Source organism: Chryseobacterium sp. WG23, assembly GCF_024586575.1.
Lineage (GTDB): Bacteria > Bacteroidota > Bacteroidia > Flavobacteriales > Weeksellaceae > Chryseobacterium.
Genome location: NZ_JALCZE010000014.1, coordinates 124,519 through 145,077, shown reverse-complemented (window position 1 = coordinate 145,077; position 20,559 = coordinate 124,519). Strand labels below are relative to the sequence as shown.

Below are 20,559 nucleotides of genomic sequence, written 5' to 3'. Positions count from 1 at the left end.
TGAAATATTGTTTAAATTGACTATAATGTACTATCTTTGTCTATATTAACTAGGAAGAATCACAAGTTGGGATTCGTATTCCTTTTAAAAATACTGATGAAAATAATGTAATTAAAATCTTTAAAAACTTATGAAAAAATTTTTATTCACAGCAACTATGCTTGTTTGCCTTTCGGCACTTTCCAAGGCTCAGCAAGGGCGCGTGGGGATTAACACAACCACACCCGCCGCAACATTAGATGTAGTAGCCAATACTACTGACATTGCAAGACCTGATGCTTTATTGGTCCCTCGTTTAACTGAAGATCAGCTGGCAGCTAAAAATAATGCTTATACTGCTGATCAGAACGGTGCGCTTACTTATATTACTGCTGTAGATGGTACAACTACCACTAAAACAGCAAATGTGACTGCCGTTGGATTCTATTATTATGATTCTGTATCTTCTACATGGAAACCTGTAGGAGGAGGCACTTCTACTCCAAACTTCCAAATTCAGAAAGGTAGAATTCATAATGCAAATACTGCTATTGTATGGGCAGCTGATGATTATTCAGTAGTTGCAACTGCATTAGGAGGTACTAGTGTATTAAAGTTACCGGATGCGACAACGCTTCCTTTAAATTCAGTAAGATGTGTATCTGCTAACGGACCTGGAAATATAGGTTGGGATACTACTGCTGTAGCCGGACCTACTAGACCTATCGGTGGTTTCCCATCTACAATTACTTCTGCCGGATCTTTCTGTTTCATTACAGTTGACCAGGCTGGTGTAAAGGTATGGGGTATACTTTCAGGTAGATAATAGAATTTAATTGTAACTTTTAACTTTAAGCAAATGAAAAAAATAATATTAGCACTTTTTGTGACAGCAGGTACATATGCAAGTGCACAGGTTTTATCCAACGGGTCTATCATTAACCAATTCCCAAATGAGAACATCTTCTTAGATGGTTCTACAAATAATAACTCAACTGTTAATGATGGAAAAGGATTATTATTCCCGTCAACAGATTTAACACAGTTTACTTTTAAAACAGCTAGTTTAGATGGTATCAACTTCCCTTCAGCTTATGATGGTATGGTAGTTTACAATACGGCTACCGGTAATACTGTTACTGGTAACGGAGTAGTAACTGCTGTAACTCCTGGTTTTTACTATTTCTCTAACCCAGGTCAGTCTACAGATGTTGCTCCGGGTAAATGGTTGCCATTAGGAGGATCTAATGCTAATGCAGGTAAAGTGAATATCCTTACAACAGAAACTATAACTAATACTTCAGTAAATAACAAGCAGGTATATGCTGTTAAAGGTGCATTTACTACATTAGGTACTTCTACAGCAGTAAATATTCCTGCTCCTGCAGGGATGACCGCTATGTATGGAATCACGATCTATAAAGCTGGAACAAATACGGTATATGACAGAAGTTTATATTCTTATACGGTAGCTACTTCTGCTGGAAATGCTATTACAGGATCTCCTAGTATGTCTGTAGTTTATCCGGCTGATACATATGAGTATGTATTAGAGTATTTGAAAAACTAAAAATTAATTTAATTACATATAAAACCAATGAGTCTTCTCATTGGTTTTTTTAATTATAGCAGTGGTAAATGAATTGCGCAGACAGGTTATAAACATCTTAAAAGACTATCTTTAGGATTAAAGCCTGAGACTAGGAAAATTCAGCTGATTAAATACGCATATTTTAAATTGACCAGAGTTTGAGAAGAAAAATATAAAATAACAGGGTATTCTTCCTAACTTTTGATAGTAATATTATTTTTGAATATAAAGAGTTTAAGAAGGAACCTGTTTATACTTTTTATTTTAACCGCAAATCGAAGATTCAATAGTCAAGAGTCACAAGTTTCTTTAATAAAACTGTGAAAATAAGCTCATGTAAGTTTTAAAAAATCATTTTTTTTTTGATTAAGTGTACTTTTATTTTTAAACACTTTAAACTTAAAATAAAACTAAAGTGTTTATAAGTTTTCATTCAGCTTTTGCGACTAAATTTTTAATTAGTTTAAACGGGTTTAAGTATTGATATATAAGAATGAATAATGGGTTTAAAATTTTTTGAGGTTTATTTTTGTTGTTAAAATGACTTTGAAAGGAGGAGCCTTATAAGAGGAAACAGCCTTTATTACAAATTTTTTCTTTTCTCTTTAATCTTAAAACTTTTGTTTCCTTACAACAAATTTTAAAAGTAAACTGAATATTGGCTATTTTTCAATGTGTTGATTTTCAATATTTTAACTTTATCCTTTTTTGTGATTACGCATGGATTAGTTAATTATATTAACTTTTAGACTATTTTTTTAACACTTTTTAACAGTGTGTCCTAAAATGCCTATCCATAGGAGCTTACAAGGTTGTTTAACATAGGTTTTTGTTTTCATTAACATATTTTAACATTTCGACTGTGGACTTTAAAAGATTCCTGATACATTTGCCCAGTCAAAACCAATAAAAGTTCAACATGATGAAAAGATTCATTCTCGTAATCATAATGATGATTTCAACCTTAGGTGTTTATTCGTTTACGAGTAATGCCTTAGATGCGAAAAAAACAAGTTATGCATCGTACTACCACGATAAATTTAACGGTAGAAAAACCGCTAGCGGTGAAATCTTTGATAACTCAAAGTTTACTGCAGCAAACAGAACGCTTCCATTTGGAACAAACGTTAAGGTAACGAACCTTAAAAATGGTAAAGAGGTAATAGTGAGAATTAATGACAGAGGGCCTTACCATTCATCAAGATCTTTAGATATGTCTAAAGCTGCGTTCGATGAGATCGGAAATATCAGTCATGGTACCATTCCGGTTGAATATGAAATTGTCGATTAAATTTATGATTTAAATTAAAAAAGCCAGCTGTTTAAGCTGGCTTTTTGTATGATCATATTCGAACTTATCAGATATCTAATTCCAATAAAGCTGGACAATGATCAGAATGTACCGCCTCTTTTAAAATTACAGCTCTATTAAGCTTGTCTTTTAAACTATATGAAGTAAAGTTATAATCTAATCTCCAGCCTTTATTATTTGCCCGGGAATTCTGTCGGTAGCTCCACCAGGTATAATTGTCAGGATCACCGTTGAAAAACCTGAAACTGTCAATCAGTTCACATTCATTGATGAAATTGGTCATCCATTCTCTTTCCATAGGAAGAAACCCTGAAACATTTTTTAAGCGGATCGGATCATGTATATCGATAGCTTCATGGCAAATATTGAAATCACCCGATATAATAAGATTGGGAATTTCTTTTTTAAGATTTTTGATGTATTCTAAAAAGTCGTGACAGAACTGCATCTTAAAATCTAATCTTTCAATATTGGAAGCCGAAGGAACATATACTGAAATAGCTGAAAACCCGTCAAAATCTGCGCGGATGATTCTGCCTTCGTTATCATAGCTTTCAATACCACAACCATACTCTACATGGTTAGGCTTTATTTTTGAAGCTATACCAACCCCACTATAGCCTTTTCTTACTGCTGAATGCCAGTAACTGTGATATCCTGATTTTTCAAGGCTTTCGATATCTATCTGATCATTTCCGGCTTTACTTTCCTGGATACAGATAATATCGGGATCAGCGACCTTCAGCCAGCCTAAAAAATCTTTCGTGAATGCGGCCCTGATTCCATTGACGTTGTATGTAATTAATCTCATTAGTCTTTTATAAAGAATTTAAAGTTTTCATTGTATTTTGAAGGAATAAACTCGATGATCTCATAATCTGCTATCTGATGAATATAAAAAGGATCTTCGCTGATGGTCTTTTCCGCTTCATGTTTAGAGGAGATATCGGCAATAATGATACCTCCGGTTCTTGGCTCCTTTCTTCCTGAAGTGATAAATACTCCGGAGTCATAATACTTTTGAAGAAAGAGATTATGTTCAGGAATATAACGTTCTACATTTTCAAGAGGCATTTTGTAGGTAAGCGAAATAATAAACATGCTGTATTTTTTACGAAGATATAAACTCTTTCAGACTATAAAAAAAGAAGCGGAAAAAATCAATTGATTTTTTCCGCTTTATATTCAAAAATGAAAATACTACTTAGGTTCTAGAACACTGATTGGAATAATACACTCTTCAAGTGAAATTCCTCCATGCTGGTAAGTCTCTTTATAGTAATTTACAAAATGATTGTAATTTTTAGGATAAGCAAGGAATATATTGTTTTTAGCAAAAATATACTTTGAACTCAGGTTTCCTTTCGGTAAGAAAAGCTTTTCAGGATTAGTAATTGCCCATACATCACTGCTGTCATACGTTAAGCTCTTTCCTGTTTTATAACGGATATTGGTGGAGGTTTCCCTGTCGCCAACAACCTTGCTTGGTTTTTTTACATATACCGTTCCGTGATCGGTGGTAATAACCAGTTTATATCCGCTTTCTGCTGCTGCCTTAATGATCTTCAGTAGTGAAGAGTTTTCAAACCAGTTGAAAGTAAGAGAACGGAAAGTCTTATCATCACGGATAAGCTGGTCTACAATATGGTTGTCTGTTTTAGCATGAGAAAGAATATCAATAAAGTTATAAACAATAACTAAAAGGTCATTGTTTTTATGCTGATTGAAGTCATCATAGATTTTTCTTTCAAAATCAGCATTCAATACTTTAAGATATTTCATAGACTTAGAACCAAGCCCGATTCTTTTCATCTGATCTTCAAGGAAATCACGCTCAAACTCATTCTTATTACCTTCCTCATTGTCATTGAACCACTTGTCCGGGAAACGTTTTTCAATTTCTGACGGCATAAGACCTGCAAAAAAAGAATTTCTTGCATACTGTGTTGCGGTAGGTAGAATACTGTAATAATAATCTTCAGAAATTTTATTGTAGTATTTTGTGAATAACGGTTCTACCACTTTCCATTGGTCATAACGAAGGTTGTCAACCATCAAAAGAAGTACTTTTTCTTTTTCTACTTCCGGTTTTACTTTTTCTTTGAAAAGGGTATGGCTCATCAGAGGTTTATCTGAGTCAACAAGCCAGTCTTCATAATTTTTTTCAATAAATTTTGCAAACTGAATATTAGCCTCTTCTTTCTGCGACTGCAGAAGATCAGCAAATTCATTATCTGCTACTTTATCAAATTTAATCTCCCAGCTAAGAATCTTCTTATAATATTCTGCCCATTCCTGATACGTTCTCAGATAGGAAAGTTCCATAGAAAGGTTTCTGAACTCCTGCTGATACTGCAGAATTGTTTTCTGCTCCACAAGATTGTCCTCCTGAAGATTTTTCTTTAATGAAAGCAAAATCTGGTTAGGATTCACAGGTTTTAAGATGTAATCGGCAATCTGAGATCCGATAGCTTCTTCCATGATGTGTTCTTCTTCACTTTTAGTTACCATAACTATTTTCAGGGAATTGTCTTTTTCCTTGATCATAGGAATAGCTTCCAGTCCGGAAATACCGGGCATATTTTCATCAATTAATGTTAATGCAAATTTCTCTGAATCCATAAGCTCCAATGCCTCGTTCACATTATTAACGGGGGTTACCTGGTAGCCCTTTTTTTCTAAAAATACGATATGAGGTTTAAGTAAATCTATTTCATCATCTATCCATAATATCTTTTCTGACATAATTTATTTTTTACATGATTATTCTATCAAAATGTTGACCAATTCCGTTTAAAATCTCACAAAATGAGCAGATTAAAAGTTAAATATTAGTTAAATGAAAACGATGGTCAAAATTGTCTGTTTTCATTTCATTTATTCTTTGGTTTCTATATAGCGCAATGCCCTCTGTAATACCTCATCAATTCCCTTTTTTATGCCCTCTGCGGTGGGTTTTACTATAATATCGGGAATGATACCGATTCTTTGTGTTTCTCTGCCATCAGGATAATATGCGCCAAGCCCGGTAAAACAGGTGTCGAGGTCAGCAATCTTAAATCTGATAATATCTCCGTTAGCTCCGGAAGTATTGCTCCCTATTACTTTAGCGTTTGGATGCTGCTTAAACATCATGGTAGTTGTTTCTGCCTGGCTTTGAGTATCTTCGTTCACCAAAACAACTACATTGCCTTTATAATAATTCTTATTTTTTCTTCCGATACTGTTTTTTCTACTGTAAAACTTGCCCGGATAATTGGTTTCGGGAAAATTAAATTGATAATAAACAGCCGGTTTTGGAAGTAAAAGGTGGCTTAAGGGTATAATGGTCTGCCTGGGATAATTTCTAAGATCAAAAATAATAGATCCGGCAGATTCCAGGTTTTTGTACATCTCATCCAGATCTTCCCTTTCAATAATTCCCATATTAACGTAACCAATACTTTTTTTATTATCTATGAATGCCCATTTTTGGGGAACTGCAGCTGTTTCATAGACGAGATCTTTTACAAAATATGTTTTTGCTGTAATCGGTAAATTTTGCCCGTTTCTTTCAATCTTTACAGAAATTGAATCTTTATTGCTGAAAAGGAAGAGGTTTTTTACTTTTTTTATTTTTCCCCAGGAATTGGAAGCGGGAATAAATTTTCCAAGATCATTGACCATTTGAGGAATGGTTTTACCATTAATATCATAAATCACATCTCCCACATGTAAAGGTGTTTCTTCATGGAATCGGGTAGTATTTACTTTGGTAATCACCAGCTTGCCCTCTGCATATGAATACTCTACAGGTATTTTTCTATTCCCGAACTGATGAAGACTAATTAAAGTTGAAAACAAAAATGCATGTGAGTCATCTGTTTTTGTTACCAGTTCGGCTAAGGCCAGGTGATAATTTTCATCATTATTTACATGAAGGAATGTTGGAATCATTTCAGATAAAACATCACTCCAGCTTTGATCTGTTTCATATTTATAAGGAAAAAAATATTCCACATAATTCCAGTATCTGAAAAGTTCCAATAATCCAATTTCTTTGGAAGTAAATTTTGAACCATAAGAATTTTCATTTCTGAAATATACTTTTCTTCCTCCTTTTCCAAAATAATGGTTGTTACCTGTATTCCGATTATTTTCTATATTATGAAGTTTTTGGGCTGTTTTTTCATTGAATATATTAGAATTGTCTATCCATTTCAGGTCAAAATTATTCAGAAAATAAATCTTGTCACTTTCTTTTAAACATGATTTACATTCATCTATTTTTCCAAGACTTTCAATCCAGTTAGAATATAAAAGGTTGAGTTCTTCTTTATCATGAATCTTTTCAAGTTCATTGATCTTAAGAAGAAGTTGCTGATCCCAATCCAATTTTCCTTTTGCCACATTGGGATGGTAGTATTTTAAAAATCCCCAGACTCGGCATAGTGATTCCAGTTTTTGGTTTTCTGATAAAACCCGGGCGGAAAAGTGTAAACTTAAAAAAATAAAAAAGAAAAGTGAGAGTTTCCTCATTAAAGGTTATTGTGTTTTCATTCAAAGATAGATCTTTAATATTACAGTTACAAAAGATTTTTTTAAAATAAACAGGTCTTTGAAAATCTGAGGAACTTAAAAATTTTCCGGTGTGAAATTAATAGTAAAAGTAGGCGGCATTAATGGGTAGATGAGATCTTAATAGTAAATTAATGAGTCCTAAAATTTAAAATTCCTAACTTTGTTTACTAATATTGAAGTTTCAATGCAGAATAAGCTTAAAATCATCAACGATCCCGTTCACGGATTTATCAAAATACCACACGAAATTTTATTTGATATCATTGAACATCCTTATTTTCAAAGATTGAGGAGAATTGGGCAAACAGGTCTTTTGAATCTTATTTTTCCGGGAGCAACCCATACAAGGTTTCATCATGCTTTGGGGGCAATGCACCTGATGTTTACGGCATTGGAAACATTAAAACAGAAAGGTATTAAAATTTCTGAAGAAGAAGAAAAGGGGGCAATGCTGGCGATTTTGATGCATGATATTGGTCATGGTCCCTTTTCTCATGCATTGGAAAGTATGCTGATGGACGACTGGCATCATGAAAATCTTTCATTGCTGCTGATGAACGAGCTTAATGACGAATTTGATGGACAGCTTTCAATGGCTATTGAAATGTTTCAGGGGAAGTACCACAGAAAATTTTTTAATCAGCTGATTTCTTCTCAGCTGGATGTTGACCGGCTGGATTATCTGAAAAGAGATAGCTTTTTTACAGGAGTATCAGAGGGAAATATTAATACCCAGAGGATTATTTCTATGATGAATGTTTGTGAAGAAGGAGAATTAGTCATAGATGCCAAAGGAATTTATTCCATTGAAAACTTTCTGACTGCCCGGATGTTTATGTACTGGCAGGTATACTATCATAAAACCTCTGCCTTAGCCGAATTTCTTTTGGTAAAAATTCTGGAACGTGCAAAATATCTGATTTCTCAAGGGAAGGAACTTCCTGCAACGGAAAATCTGAAATACTTTTTATACCGCGAAAAAAGCTCAGCTTCAGATGAAGATATAGAAAGATTTACACAGCTTGATGATAATGACGTCATCCAGGCGATGAAAGAGTGGCAGAATTCTGATGATTTTATATTGTCATATTGGTGTAAATGTGTGATTCAGAGAAACCTTCCGAAGACAATCATTTCAACACAGGCTTTTGATGAAAAAATCATTGAAGAAAAAATAAAAAATACCAATGAATTTTTCGGAATTGATAACGGTAAAGAATTGGTGCATGAAATCAAAAGAAAACTTCTTCCCTATCATACAGAAAAACAGCCAATTTATTTGTTGCATAAAAATGGTAAAAAAACAAGGCTTCATGAAGCTGAAGACCAGCTTTTATCAGGGTTAATGGTGAATAAGACAACAAGACATATACTGATGTTTCCCCGGGATATTTCCAGTTTAGATTCTTAAAGAATATTAAAATTTGAGATCTGAAACCAAAAAATGTTTGCAAATTATAGAATTTCTTATCTTTGCAGAATATGGAATTTACAGCTTCGCAAATTGCAAGTTTTATTGACGGAAAAATAATAGGTGACGAAACGGCACTTATTACAGGGGTTTCTCCAATTGAAAATGGAGAATCAGGACATCTTTCTTTTATAGCACAAGATCGGTTTTCTCATTTTTTGGATACCTCCAAATGCTCCGTTATCATTGTTTCTGAGAAACTTATAGTCAAAGATAATTACAATCCAACCTTAATTGTTGTAAAAGATGCCTATCTTTCTTTTCAGGTTCTGATGAATTTATATCAGGAAATGAGAGGAAGAAAAGAAGGTGTTGAGAATGGTTCATCCATTCATGATACAGCTGTAATAGGAGACAAAGCTTATATCGGTGCATTTACTTATGTTTCTGAGAAAGCTAAAATCGGGGAGGGCTCACAGATTTATCCACATGTATATATTGGAAAAGGTGTAAAAATTGGTAAAAACTGTAAGATTGACAGTGGTGCCAGAATTTATGACTATTGCATTATTGGTGATAATTGTGTGATCCATTCTAATACGGTAATAGGAGGTGATGGATTTGGTTTTCAGCCTACCGCTGAAGGATTCAAAAAGATTCCGCAGCTTGGAAATGTTATTATTGAAGATGATGTTGAAATCGGTTCAAACTGTAGTATTGACAGGGCAACAATAGGTTCTACCATTATCGGTAAGGGAACAAAAATTGATAATCTGATTCAGATTGCTCACAATGTGAAAATAGGACAGAATAATGTAATAGCCGCACAAGCCGGTATTGCGGGTTCTACTACAATTGGGGACTGGAATCAAATCGGAGGTCAGGTAGGAATTGTAGGGCACATCAAAATCGGAAACCAAGTGAAAATTCAGGCTCAGAGTGGTGTGAATTCCAGTGTTAACGACAAAGAAACACTGTATGGTTCACCAGCAATCAGCTACAATGACTATCTGAGAAATTATGTTCATTTCAGAAATTTCACTGAAATAGTAAGCAGAATAAATAATCTTGAGAATAACTCAAAAGATCATACTAATGAGTGATATGCAAAAAACACTTCAGCAAGAGGTTACTCTTTCTGGAATTGGTCTTCACACTGGTAAAGAAGTAAAACTTACCATTAAACCTGCCAAAGAGAACACAGGTTTTGTATTTGTAAGAACAGACTTAGAGGGCCATCCTCAGGTAGAAGCAGATGTCAATTATGTTATAGCAACAGAAAGGGGAACAACATTAGAAAAACTGGGAGTAAAAATTACGACCTGCGAACATCTTTTAGCAGCATTAGTAGGTTGTGATATTGATAATGCAATGTTAGAAATGGATGCCTCTGAACCCCCAATTTTGGACGGATCTTCAAAATATTTTGTCGAAGCAATTGAAAGTGTTGGAGTCGTAGAGCAAAACATTGCCAGAGAATATCTGGTAGTAAAAGAAGTTCTTACTTATAGTGACCCGGCTACCGGCTCGGAAATCACAATTATACCTTCAGATACATACGAAGTAACAACAATGGTAGATTTTGGAACTAAAGTTTTAGGGACTCAAAATGCTACGCTAAAAAATATTTCTGAGTTTAAAGACGAAATATCATCAGCAAGAACATTCAGCTTCTTACATGAACTGGAAATGCTGTTAGACCATGGGTTGATCAAAGGAGGAGATATATCTAATGCTATTGTATATGTAGATAAAGATCTTACACCGGAAACTACAGAAAAATTAAAGAAAGCCTTTGGGAAAGATAATGTTTCTATCAGACCAAACGGTATTCTTGATAATTTGAATTTAAACTATCCAAATGAAGCTGCAAGACACAAATTACTGGATGTAATTGGTGATCTGGCTTTAGCTGGAGTAAAAATAAAAGGTAAGGTTATAGCTAACAAACCTGGCCATTTTGTAAATACTCAATTTGCAAAAAAACTAAACCGTCAGTGGAAATTGCAGAAAAAGAAAAACGTTCCGGACTTTGATCTTACAAAAGAGCCGGTATTCGATATCAACGGAATTATGAAGCTTATGCCTCACAGACCTCCGTTCTTATTAATTGATAAAGTTCTTGAACTTTCAGATTCTCATGTAGTAGGATTGAAAAATGTTACTATGAATGAGCCCTTCTTCGTTGGGCATTTTCCTAAAGAGCCTGTAATGCCGGGAGTACTTCAGGTGGAAGCTTTAGCACAGACAGGAGGTATTCTTGTATTGGCAAGCGTTCCAGATCCTGAAAACTATTCTACATACTTTATTAAAATCGATAAAGTAAAGTTCAAAAGAAAAGTAGTTCCTGGAGATACTATTATTTTCAAAATTGAACTGATAGAACCTATCAGAAGAGGTATTGTTCACATGCAGGGGTATGGATATGTGGGAGATACAGTGGCAGTGGAAGCAGAGCTTATGGCTCAAGTTGCAAAAAATAAAGTTGATTAAATGATCCATCAATTAGCAGCCGTAGATAAACGTGCGAAAATCAGCAAAAATGTAATTGTAGAACCTTTTACTACAATTGCAGGGGACGTAGAAATTGGAGAAGGAACCTGGATTGGTCCTAACGTTACCATCATGGAAGGCGCAAGAATAGGAAAAGATTGTAAAATCTTTCCGGGAACTGTAATTTCTGCAATCCCTCAGGACTTGAAGTTCGATGGGGAAGATACACAAACAATTATTGGAGATAATACAACTTTAAGAGAATGTGTGACTATAAACAGAGGAACTAAAGCTCTTGGATTTACAAAGGTAGGCAGCAATTGTCTTATCATGGCTACTTCCCACGTTGCTCATGACTGTATTATAGGAGATAATGTGATTATTGCCAATGGATGCGGTATTGCAGGACATGTTGAAATTGGAGATTTTACTGTAATGGGAGGTCTTTCAGCAGTTCAACAGTTTGGTAAAATCGGAAAACATACTATGATTTCCGGGGGATCACTGATCAGAAAAGATATTCCTCCGTATGTAAAAGTTGCCAGAGACCCAATTTCTTATGCAGGGATTAATTCTGTTGGTTTAAGAAGAAGAGGGTTTTCTAATGAGAAGATCTTCGAAATTCAAAAAATTTACAGAGCTATTTTCCAGATGAAGATGAATGTTTCCCAGGCACTGGCATATATTGAAAAAGAAATGCTTCCTACTGCTGAAAGAGACGAAATCCTACAGTTTATCCAAAACTCACCAAGAGGTATTGTAAAAGGATACGGAACCAGCAAAGACAGCAATTAACCAAACAGAGCTAAAAGTAAATTTGCAATTTGCCTATTTGCCGCACAGCCCAATAAAAACTAAATAAAAAAAGAATAATATAATTAATGGCAACAAGTAACGATATCAGAAAAGGACTTTGCATCGAATTTAGCAATGATATTTTCAAAGTAATTGAATTTTTGCACGTAAAGCCAGGAAAAGGTCCTGCTTTCGTGAGAACAAAACTGAAGTCAGTAACCAATGGGAAAGTACTTGATAATACTTTTTCTGCAGGACATAAAATTGATGAAGTAAAAGTAATTACAAGAAAGTTCCAGTATCTGTATGATGATGAGAACGGGTTCCACTTCATGAATAATGATGACTTCTCTCAATTATATATCAATAAAGAAATGATCGAGAACGCTCAGTTTATGAAAGCTGGTGAAGAAGTAACGATCATTCTGAAAGAGGCTGATGAAACTCCACTTTCTGCTGAGCTTCCACAATCCGTTTATCTGGACGTTATTGAAGCTGATCCGGGGGTGAAAGGAAACACTGCAACAAATGCCCTTAAAAACGCAATCGTTGAAACAGGAGCAAGAGTAATGGTTCCTTTATTTATTGAGCCGGGAGATAGAATTAAAGTAAGCACTGAAGACGGTAGCTACTTAGAAAGAGTAAAATAATAAATACAATTTACATAAATTCGGTTTGCATTAGCATTCCGAATTTTGTTTTATAAGAAAATCTATTGTTATGAGATTCCATTCTCCACAAAAGCTTAAAACAATTGCAGATCTGATAGGAGCAAAATTTGTTGGTCCTGAAGATTTTGAAGTATTGGGTTCCAATGAGATCCATATGGTGAAACCGGGTGAGATCGTTTTTGTGAACCATCCTAAATATTATGACAAAGCATTACAGTCTGCGGCTACCATCATTTTGATCGATAAAGAAGTGGAATGTCCTATAGGAAAAGCTCTTTTAGTTTCTGATGATCCTTTCAGAGATTTTAATGCAATTAATACTCATTTTACAAGAATATACAATTTCACAGAAGAACTTCATGATGCAGAAATTGGTGAGGGCACAAGAATTCACCCTTCAGCAGCCATTGGAAATAATGTGAAAATAGGAAAAAATACCCTTATTTTCCCTAATGTTGTCATTGGTGACAGAACAGAAATAGGAGATAATGTAGTCATTCAATCCAATACAGTATTGGGTGGTGATGCATTTTATTACAGAAAGCTAAACGGAAACTTTGACCGTTTAATTTCAGTGGGAAATGTGGTCATAGAAAATAATGTGGAGATAGGAAACGGCTGTACCATTGACAGAGGTGTTACAGATTCTACCATAATTGGAGAAGGCTCAGTGTTGGATAACCAGATCCAGATAGGACATGATACCGTTATCGGGAAAAAGTGTCTGATCGCTTCCCAGGTGGGGATTGCCGGATGTTGTATTATTGGAGATGAAGTAACATTATGGGGACAGGTGGGCATCGCCTCAGGCAATAAAATAGCAGCTGGAACTGTAATTTTAGGAAAAACCGGAGTAAACAGAGACCTGGAAAAAGGTACTTATATCGGGATGTTTGCCGAAGACTTCAAAACATATCTGAAAAAAGAAGTAAAGCTGAGAAATCTCAAATAAACTATTCTAAAGGTTTTATCTAAAATCAAAGAAATTTAAGTAAATTTGTGATCATTAATAAAATAATTAATAAATTAAAACAACAATAAAATGTCAATTTTAGTAAACAAAGATTCTAAAGTAATTGTACAAGGATTTACAGGGAACGAAGGTACTTTCCATGCTAGCCAGATGATTGAATACGGAACCAACGTAGTAGGTGGGGTTACTCCAGGAAAAGGAGGTAGCGAGCACTTAGGAAAGCCGGTATTTAATACAGTAGCTGACGCTGTTGAAAAAGCAGGAGCAAACGTAAGTATTATTTTCGTACCGCCAGCATTTGCAGCAGATGCTATTATGGAAGCTGCTGAAGCAGGTATTAAAGTAATTGTATGTATTACTGAAGGTATTCCTGTAGCTGACATGGTAAAAGTAAAATCTTATATTGCTGACAGAGACTGCAGATTAATCGGACCAAACTGCCCTGGAATCATTACTTCTGAAGAAGCTAAAATTGGTATTATGCCAGGTTTCGTTTTCAAAAAAGGTAAGGTAGGTATTGTTTCAAAATCAGGTACCCTTACGTATGAAGCTGCTGACCAGGTGGTAAGAGCAGGATACGGAATCTCTACAGCTATCGGTATTGGTGGTGACCCAATCATTGGAACAACTACAAGAGAAGCATTAGAGTTATTCATCAATGATCCTGAAACTGAAGCTGTTGTAATGATCGGTGAAATCGGTGGTGGATTAGAAGCTGAAGCTGCCAGATGGTACAAAGCAAGCGGATCTACTAAGCCGGTCGTAGGATTTATTGCTGGACAGACTGCTCCAAAAGGTAGAACAATGGGACATGCTGGTGCTATTGTAGGTGGTGCTGAAGATACAGCTCAGGCAAAAATGGAAATCATGAGAGAAAATGGTATCAACGTTGTTGACTCTCCTGCTGACATCGGTGCAACTGTTGCAAAAATCCTAGGATAATCTTAAACAAAACATATGAAAAAACTTTTATTAGCCTCAGCGCTTACCCTCTCCGCTTTGTCTTTTGCTCAAGTTCAATGGAAAAATACCAGATTTGGAGTTACTGCAGGATTAAATTATTCCAGAGTAGCCAATGCCCATAATCCTTCTGGCCCTAGATACACTTTTCAAGGTGGAGCTTTGGCTTTGATCCCGGTTGGAAAGGCAAACCAATTCTATATACAGCCGGAAGTTCTGTACTATGGTGCAGGAGAAACTGGTAAAGATAAGGATGCAAAAGGAAAAGATGGTTATGATGCTGTATATGGCAACAACTATCTGAGTGTACCTCTTTATTTTAAAGGGTATTTTTCAGAATCTGAATCAGAATTCTTTGGAATGATAGGACCAAGATTTAACTTTTTGCTTAACCAGAATGTTAAAGATGTTCCTGCAGACAGACCTTATTATGATCCGGATGTTATTGATCCGGCAAGACCAACAGTCAACGGAAAAGCAAAAAGCTTCAACTGGGGGTTAGGACTAGGAGTAGGTTATAGCTTCAAGAGACAATTGGAAGTAGCCGTTAAATATGATTTAGGTTTTTCAGATACTTATCCTGGCCTTGCCAAAGAAAAAGGAGGTACCGACAAGAAAAAATCTGAACAGGTTTTAGCGCTTACCTTAAGCTACATATTCAAATAAAAGTTATTCATCATAACATAAAAAAATCCCGGAATTTCCGGGATTTTGTTTTATAAATAAAGATAGTCTCTATCCTCTGATCCATTTCCAAAGCTCTTTTAAAGTAGCTTTATTGCCATACATTAAAATACCTACACGGTAAATTTTTCCTGCCAGGAATATCATGAAAATGGTTGTTCCCAACAATAATACAATAGATAATGCAATCTGCCATGCAGGAACTCCAAATGGTATTCTTGCAATCATTGCCACAGGTGAAGTAAACGGAATAATAGATAACCAGAAGCCCAGTGGACCATCAGGGTTATTCATTAATGAAAAGCTTCCATACATCCCTAGCATCAACGGTAAAACAGCAAATAAAGTAAACTGCTGGGTTTCGGTTTCATTATCAACGGCAGAGCCTATTGCAGCATAAATTGAACTATAGAAAATATAGCCTAAAAGGAAGAAAACAATGAATACAAAAATAATCAATGGGAAGTTCATTTCCAGTAAGCTATGAGAAATCTGAGTAGCCAGCTGGGCAATGTCCAGTTTATTCATTACCTGTTCATTTCCGCCAGGAATATTTTTCTGGAGTGATGAAAAACCGGTATTTAAAACCACAGCACCAATCACAGACATGGTGATCCAGATGATAAACTGAGTTAAGGCAACTAAGGTCACCCCTAAAATTTTCCCCATCATCAGCTCAAAAGGCTTTACAGAAGAAATGATAATTTCTACGACACGGTTGTTTTTCTCCTCCAGAACGCTTCGCATTACTCTTACTCCATAAATGATGATAAACATAAAAGTGACGTACATCAAAATCATGCTAAGTCCTGTTTTCACCCCGAAAGCAAGATCAGAATCTTCTTTATTGTCGTTAGATACATTGATGGTTTTCAGGGTGAAACTTTTATCAAGATCATCTAACTGAACTTCCTGAATCCCTAATTGCTTGATCTTTTCCTTTTTAATAACGTTGGAAATATCAGAAACAATCTTCTGTTTTGTATCAAGACCTATTTTGCTGTTTACTATTAACCGGCTGCTGCTTTCCAGCTCATCATAATTTTGATTTTTAAGCTCCGGTAAAATTAAAATACCATCCAGGGACTCGTTGTCTTTTAAATTATTAACTTTTGCCTTTTCGTCTGCTGCAGAAATAAATTGGTAATCCAGTTTATCATTAGACTTTAGCTGATCTTTAAACAATCCGCTTTTATCCACCACCTCTATGATACTGTGAGATTCATTAGCTTTAAACATAAGCCCAATCACTGCTCCAAAAGCAATAATAAGGATAGGAGCCAATAAGGTCAATATGATAAAAGACTTTTTCTTAACCTGAGTAAGAAACTCTCTCTTTGTAATTAAAAAAATATTATTCATAAAATTAAGAATGGTTACTTACTGCATTAATAAACACCTCATTCATACTAGGAATTCTTTCGTCGAATGATCTTACCTGGCCAACGTTTACAAGGTCAAGGAGAATATTATTCTGACCGGCCTCGTTCTTCAGGTCGAATGAAATGAGATTATTCTCATGAGAAAGATTAAAAATTTCATATTTGTTTTTGAAGGTTTCAAATTGGTCACTGCCAACTTCGGAAAGCGTAACGCCAAAAATATTTTTCTTAAACTTTTCTCTCACGTCAAAAACCTTTCCGTCAATAATCTTCTTGGAATTGTTGATCAATGCTACATAATCACACATTTCTTCCACACTTTCCATTCTGTGGGTAGAAAGAATAATGGTGGTTCCATTATTTTTGAGATCAATGATCTGGTCCTTAATCAAGTTCGCATTTACAGGATCAAAACCGGAGAAGGGCTCATCAAGAATCAAAAGGTGAGGTCTGTGTAAAACAGTAACTACAAACTGGATCTTCTGGGCCATCCCTTTGGAGAGTTCAGAAAGCTTTTTTTTCCACCATTGGTCAATATTGAGTTTTTCAAACCATTTTTTAGCTTCCTGTAAGGCGTCATTTTTGCTCATCCCTTTCAGTTCTGCAAAATAAAGAATCTGATCACCCACACTCATATTCTTATATAATCCCCTTTCTTCAGGCATATAACCAATATCTCTGATATGATTCGGATTCAGTTTTTCTCCATTGATGAAGATGTCTCCTGAATCTGCCTGGGTAATTTGGTTGATAATACGGATAAAGGAAGTTTTTCCGGCTCCGTTGGGGCCTAGAAGCCCATAAATGCTGCCTTGTGGAACATGGATGCTAAAATCATCCAGTGCGACCTTTTTTCCTGCATTATAGGTCTTTTTAATATGTTCAGCTTTTAACATTAAATTGTTCTTTTACAATTAGTATAAAAAAGTGCTGAAAGTTACGGAAATATTAAACAGAATTGGTGTAAAAGAAAAAATCCTGATGATTATCAGGATTCTAATTTATTGTTTTACGATTTGAGTAACTTTTTGCGTGTTGTCACTTAAGAGGTAACGGATCAGATATTTTCCGGGTTTCAATTTTTCAATATTGATTTCTCCGGAATTCATATTGACAGTATAGCTGGCAACCTGCATACCCAAAATGGAATAAAAAGTCACACTTTTGATTCTTAAAGAAGAATCCTTTGCCTTTATGATAAGATAATCCTTTGCAGGATTTGGATAGGCAATCATCACTCCATCATCAGCCTTCTGTGAGATGGAACCCGGCTCCTTAAGCTGAGCTTGTAAATTGTTGGAAAATCCAACAAAAGTGCCTACAAATAAAATTAAAAGTAAAAGTTTTTTCATCAAATTTATATTTTCTCGAATATATATAACAAATGTAACAAATTCTACAATCTTGCACAATAGTTTTTTATTGAACTTGTAGTAAATTTGTAGAAACTTATTCAAAAAGTATTCCAAAATGATACATTCAAGAAATAGAAGACTTAGAGTTAATGAATCTATCAGAGGTTTGGTAAGAGAAAATGTGCTTACAACTGATGATTTTGTGATGCCGATCTTCGTAATGGAGGGCGAAAACAAGCAGGAGGCAATCCCGTCGATGCCGGGGATATTCAGGCGGAGTATAGATTTAACCGTAAAAGAATGTAAGGAATTATTTTCTTTAGGAGTAAAAGCTGTCAATTTGTACATGAAAGTGTCAGAAAATCTGAAAGACAATACCGGAAAAGAAGCATGGAACAAAGATGGATTGATGCAGAATACCATCAAGGCGATTAAGGATGCCGTTCCGGGAATGGTGGTTATGCCTGATGTAGCGTTGGATCCTTATTCAATCTATGGTCATGACGGAATCATTGAAAACGGAAAGATTTTAAATGATGCTACCAATGATGCATTGGCGAGAATGTCTGTGTCTCATGCTGAAGCAGGGGCAGATTTGGTGGCACCAAGCGATATGATGGATGGCAGAGTACTGGTGATCCGTGAAGCACTGGAAGAAAGCGGGTTTACAGATGTAGGAATTGTGAGCTATGCTGCAAAATATGCAAGTTCTTTTTATGGACCTTTCAGAAGTGCTTTAGACAGTGCTCCGAAAGATGATATGGAGATTCCGAAAGACAAAAAAACATACCAGATGGATTTTCACAATTCCCGTGAAGCATTGAATGAAGTCTATAAAGATATTGATGAGGGAGCTGATGTTATCATGATCAAACCGGGACTTCCTTATCTGGATATTGTTTCCAAAGTGCGTGAAGCTATAGACTTGCCGATAGCGGTTTATAATGTAAGTGGAGAATATGCCATGGTAAAGGCAGCGGTTCAGAATGGCTGGCTGGATAATGATAAAACCATCATTGAAAGTCTTACCTGTTTCAAAAGAGCCGGAGCAGATATGATTTTTACTTATTTTGCAAAAGAAGCAGCAATGATTCTGAATAAATAAGAAAAAGATACTATGAAAAACACCTCAACTAGAGGTGTTTTTTTTTTGCTTATGTCATAGCCGGTTAAAACCAGCCTTTTTTTCCATATACGTAAGTGTCATCAAACTGCTTGTCACTCATAAAAAGATATAAAATACCTTCTATAAACGGAATAATAGATGCCGCTCCTAGGGTAACGATATTAAGGATGAGCTGAATAACACCTTCTTTGGTATACCCCAGATAAAATTTATTGAGAGCTAGCCACCCTACAAGGATACCCAATATAGCCGCTGGAAGTTTCTTTTCCGAACGATAGGGGATATTGCTCTGCTGATTTTGTGTGTTTCCTGTTTTTGTATAGCCGTAATTTTCCATTTCCTAATGTTTTTAACCGATTGATTTTTTTTAATATAAGTAGTTTGAAATTATAAAAAGTTACAGTGATATGAAAGTAAATAAGTTTATATTGCTATAAAGGGAGTTTATATTTTTGATATATTTGCCCTATGATTTTACGAGGAGAAAACTTAATCAAAGAATACGGTCCTAAAAAAGTTGTAAAAGGCGTTTCTGTACAGGTTCAACAGGGAGAAATTGTTGGTTTGCTGGGTCCGAACGGAGCCGGAAAAACCACTTCGTTTTATATGATTGTAGGGTTGGTTAAGCCTACTTCAGGAAAGATTTTTCTTGATAAACAGGAGATCACCACTGATGCTATGTATCGCAGAGCTCAGAAAGGGATTGGCTACCTGGCACAGGAAGCTTCCGTTTTCAGAAAACTTTCCGTGGAAGAAAACATTATGGGAGTACTGCAATTGACCAAGCTTTCAAAACGTGAGCAGCAAATCAAATGTGATGAGCTGATTGAGGAATTTTCTTTACAGCATGTTCGTAAAAACAGAGGGGACCTTCTTTCCGGAGGAGAAAGACGTAGAACGGAAATTGCCCGTTGTCTTGCCACCAGTCCGAATTTTATTCTTTTGGATGAGCCTTTCGCCGGGGTAGACCCTATTGCAGTAGAAGATATTCAGAAAATTGTAAGAAGCCTTGTTGATAAAAATATCGGAATTTTAATTACCGACCACAACGTACAGCAGACGCTGGCAATTACCAACAAAACTTATATCATGTTTGAAGGGAAAATTCTTAAGGAAGGACTCCCTGAAGATCTTGCCAATGACCCACAGGTAAGAGAAGCATACCTTGGAGAAAACTTCGTTTATCAAAGTATTTTAGACAAACCGAAAAAGAAAAAATATGCCTACAATATCTGGGCAGGGAATTTTGATTCAAAAAATCATTTCC

The 20,559-nt window shown here is 35.4% G+C and carries 20 protein-coding genes and 1 pseudogene; 13 read left to right on the top strand and 8 right to left on the bottom strand.

The window, feature by feature from the left end; genetic code table 11:
* The first annotated feature begins 130 nt into the window (after window positions 1-130).
* From MP477_RS20065 to MP477_RS20055, 3 genes are all read left to right on the top strand, one after another.
* Entirely contained in the window at window positions 131-805 is a 675-nt protein-coding gene (locus MP477_RS20065) for a hypothetical protein (protein WP_257191792.1), read from the top strand.
* Window positions 806-838: 33 nt separating this feature from the next.
* Window positions 839-1,549 (top strand): hypothetical protein, encoded by a 711-nt coding sequence (locus tag MP477_RS20060; RefSeq protein ID WP_257191791.1) that lies wholly within the window; start codon window positions 839-841, stop codon window positions 1,547-1,549.
* A gap of 940 nt (window positions 1,550-2,489) precedes the next feature.
* Window positions 2,490-2,861 (top strand): septal ring lytic transglycosylase RlpA family protein, encoded by a 372-nt coding sequence (locus tag MP477_RS20055; protein ID WP_230040381.1) that lies wholly within the window; start codon window positions 2,490-2,492, stop codon window positions 2,859-2,861.
* A gap of 67 nt (window positions 2,862-2,928) precedes the next feature.
* Here the strand turns inward: MP477_RS20055 and MP477_RS20050 are convergent, their stop codons facing one another.
* The 4 genes from MP477_RS20050 to MP477_RS22875 all read right to left on the bottom strand — a co-directional run bounded on the left by MP477_RS20050 (window position 2,929) and on the right by MP477_RS22875 (window position 7,271).
* Window positions 2,929-3,693, bottom strand: coding sequence for an exodeoxyribonuclease III (locus tag MP477_RS20050; RefSeq protein ID WP_230040379.1), 765 nt, complete (start codon window positions 3,691-3,693; stop codon window positions 2,929-2,931).
* On the bottom strand, window positions 3,693-3,983 hold the full coding sequence (locus tag MP477_RS20045; protein ID WP_230040377.1) for a YciI family protein: 291 nt from the start codon (window positions 3,981-3,983) through the stop codon (window positions 3,693-3,695). Before MP477_RS20045 ends, MP477_RS20050 begins: the two co-directional genes overlap by 1 nt.
* 99 nt (window positions 3,984-4,082) lie before the next feature.
* Window positions 4,083-5,627 (bottom strand): bifunctional response regulator/alkaline phosphatase family protein, encoded by a 1,545-nt coding sequence (locus MP477_RS20040; protein WP_230040375.1) that lies wholly within the window; start codon window positions 5,625-5,627, stop codon window positions 4,083-4,085.
* 132 nt (window positions 5,628-5,759) lie between these two features.
* Window positions 5,760-7,271 (bottom strand): S41 family peptidase, encoded by a 1,512-nt coding sequence (locus MP477_RS22875; protein WP_257191790.1) that lies wholly within the window; start codon window positions 7,269-7,271, stop codon window positions 5,760-5,762.
* A 355-nt stretch (window positions 7,272-7,626) separates the two neighbouring features.
* Here MP477_RS22875 and MP477_RS20030 point away from each other — a divergent pair, with 355 nt between their 5' ends.
* The 8 genes from MP477_RS20030 to MP477_RS19995 all read left to right on the top strand — a co-directional run bounded on the left by MP477_RS20030 (window position 7,627) and on the right by MP477_RS19995 (window position 15,411).
* Window positions 7,627-8,853: an HD domain-containing protein gene (locus MP477_RS20030; RefSeq protein ID WP_257191821.1), complete on the top strand. Its 1,227-nt coding sequence runs from the start codon at window positions 7,627-7,629 to the stop codon at window positions 8,851-8,853.
* A gap of 71 nt (window positions 8,854-8,924) precedes the next feature.
* The gene (gene lpxD, locus MP477_RS20025; protein ID WP_257191789.1) at window positions 8,925-9,956 is read left to right on the top strand and encodes a UDP-3-O-(3-hydroxymyristoyl)glucosamine N-acyltransferase; all 1,032 of its coding nucleotides are present in this window, start codon (window positions 8,925-8,927) and stop codon (window positions 9,954-9,956) included.
* The gene (locus MP477_RS20020; RefSeq protein ID WP_047488416.1) at window positions 9,949-11,346 is read left to right on the top strand and encodes a bifunctional UDP-3-O-[3-hydroxymyristoyl] N-acetylglucosamine deacetylase/3-hydroxyacyl-ACP dehydratase; all 1,398 of its coding nucleotides are present in this window, start codon (window positions 9,949-9,951) and stop codon (window positions 11,344-11,346) included. Before lpxD ends, MP477_RS20020 begins: the two co-directional genes overlap by 8 nt.
* Window positions 11,347-12,141: an acyl-ACP--UDP-N-acetylglucosamine O-acyltransferase gene (lpxA, locus tag MP477_RS20015; protein ID WP_230040369.1), complete on the top strand. Its 795-nt coding sequence runs from the start codon at window positions 11,347-11,349 to the stop codon at window positions 12,139-12,141.
* An 86-nt stretch (window positions 12,142-12,227) separates the two neighbouring features.
* On the top strand, window positions 12,228-12,791 hold the full coding sequence (efp, locus tag MP477_RS20010) for an elongation factor P (RefSeq protein ID WP_103293839.1): 564 nt from the start codon (window positions 12,228-12,230) through the stop codon (window positions 12,789-12,791).
* A gap of 70 nt (window positions 12,792-12,861) precedes the next feature.
* On the top strand, window positions 12,862-13,764 hold the full coding sequence (locus MP477_RS20005) for an LpxD N-terminal domain-containing protein (RefSeq protein ID WP_257191788.1): 903 nt from the start codon (window positions 12,862-12,864) through the stop codon (window positions 13,762-13,764).
* A 90-nt stretch (window positions 13,765-13,854) separates the two neighbouring features.
* Window positions 13,855-14,727 carry a succinate--CoA ligase subunit alpha gene (sucD, locus tag MP477_RS20000; protein ID WP_047488432.1) on the top strand — a complete coding sequence of 291 codons (873 nt, stop codon included), beginning with the start codon at window positions 13,855-13,857 and terminating at the stop codon, window positions 14,725-14,727.
* 15 nt (window positions 14,728-14,742) lie between these two features.
* Window positions 14,743-15,411 carry a porin family protein gene (locus MP477_RS19995; protein ID WP_230040365.1) on the top strand — a complete coding sequence of 223 codons (669 nt, stop codon included), beginning with the start codon at window positions 14,743-14,745 and terminating at the stop codon, window positions 15,409-15,411.
* Window positions 15,412-15,480: 69 nt separating this feature from the next.
* On the opposite strand, the gene MP477_RS19990 is transcribed toward MP477_RS19995, so the two are convergent.
* The 3 genes from MP477_RS19990 to MP477_RS19980 form a co-directional block, all read right to left on the bottom strand.
* Window positions 15,481-16,791 (bottom strand): ABC transporter permease, encoded by a 1,311-nt coding sequence (locus MP477_RS19990; RefSeq protein WP_257191786.1) that lies wholly within the window; start codon window positions 16,789-16,791, stop codon window positions 15,481-15,483.
* Window positions 16,792-16,795: 4 nt separating this feature from the next.
* Complete coding sequence (locus MP477_RS19985) at window positions 16,796-17,707, bottom strand: ABC transporter ATP-binding protein (RefSeq protein ID WP_257191785.1); 912 nt, start codon at window positions 17,705-17,707, stop codon at window positions 16,796-16,798.
* A gap of 105 nt (window positions 17,708-17,812) precedes the next feature.
* Window positions 17,813-18,163 (bottom strand): T9SS type A sorting domain-containing protein, encoded by a 351-nt coding sequence (locus tag MP477_RS19980; RefSeq protein WP_230040353.1) that lies wholly within the window; start codon window positions 18,161-18,163, stop codon window positions 17,813-17,815.
* Between the two features lie 118 nt (window positions 18,164-18,281).
* On the opposite strand from MP477_RS19980, the gene hemB reads away from it, so the two are divergent.
* Window positions 18,282-19,271 (top strand): porphobilinogen synthase, encoded by a 990-nt coding sequence (gene hemB, locus MP477_RS19975; RefSeq protein WP_257191784.1) that lies wholly within the window; start codon window positions 18,282-18,284, stop codon window positions 19,269-19,271.
* A gap of 64 nt (window positions 19,272-19,335) precedes the next feature.
* Here the strand turns inward: hemB and MP477_RS19970 are convergent, their stop codons facing one another.
* Entirely contained in the window at window positions 19,336-19,629 is a 294-nt protein-coding gene (locus MP477_RS19970; RefSeq protein WP_230040349.1) for a TM2 domain-containing protein, read from the bottom strand.
* Between the two features lie 131 nt (window positions 19,630-19,760).
* Between MP477_RS19970 and lptB the strand changes: the two are divergent.
* Window positions 19,761-20,486: pseudogene (gene lptB / locus MP477_RS19965) on the top strand (LPS export ABC transporter ATP-binding protein); the annotation flags it as partial.
* Window positions 20,487-20,559 lie beyond the last annotated feature (73 nt).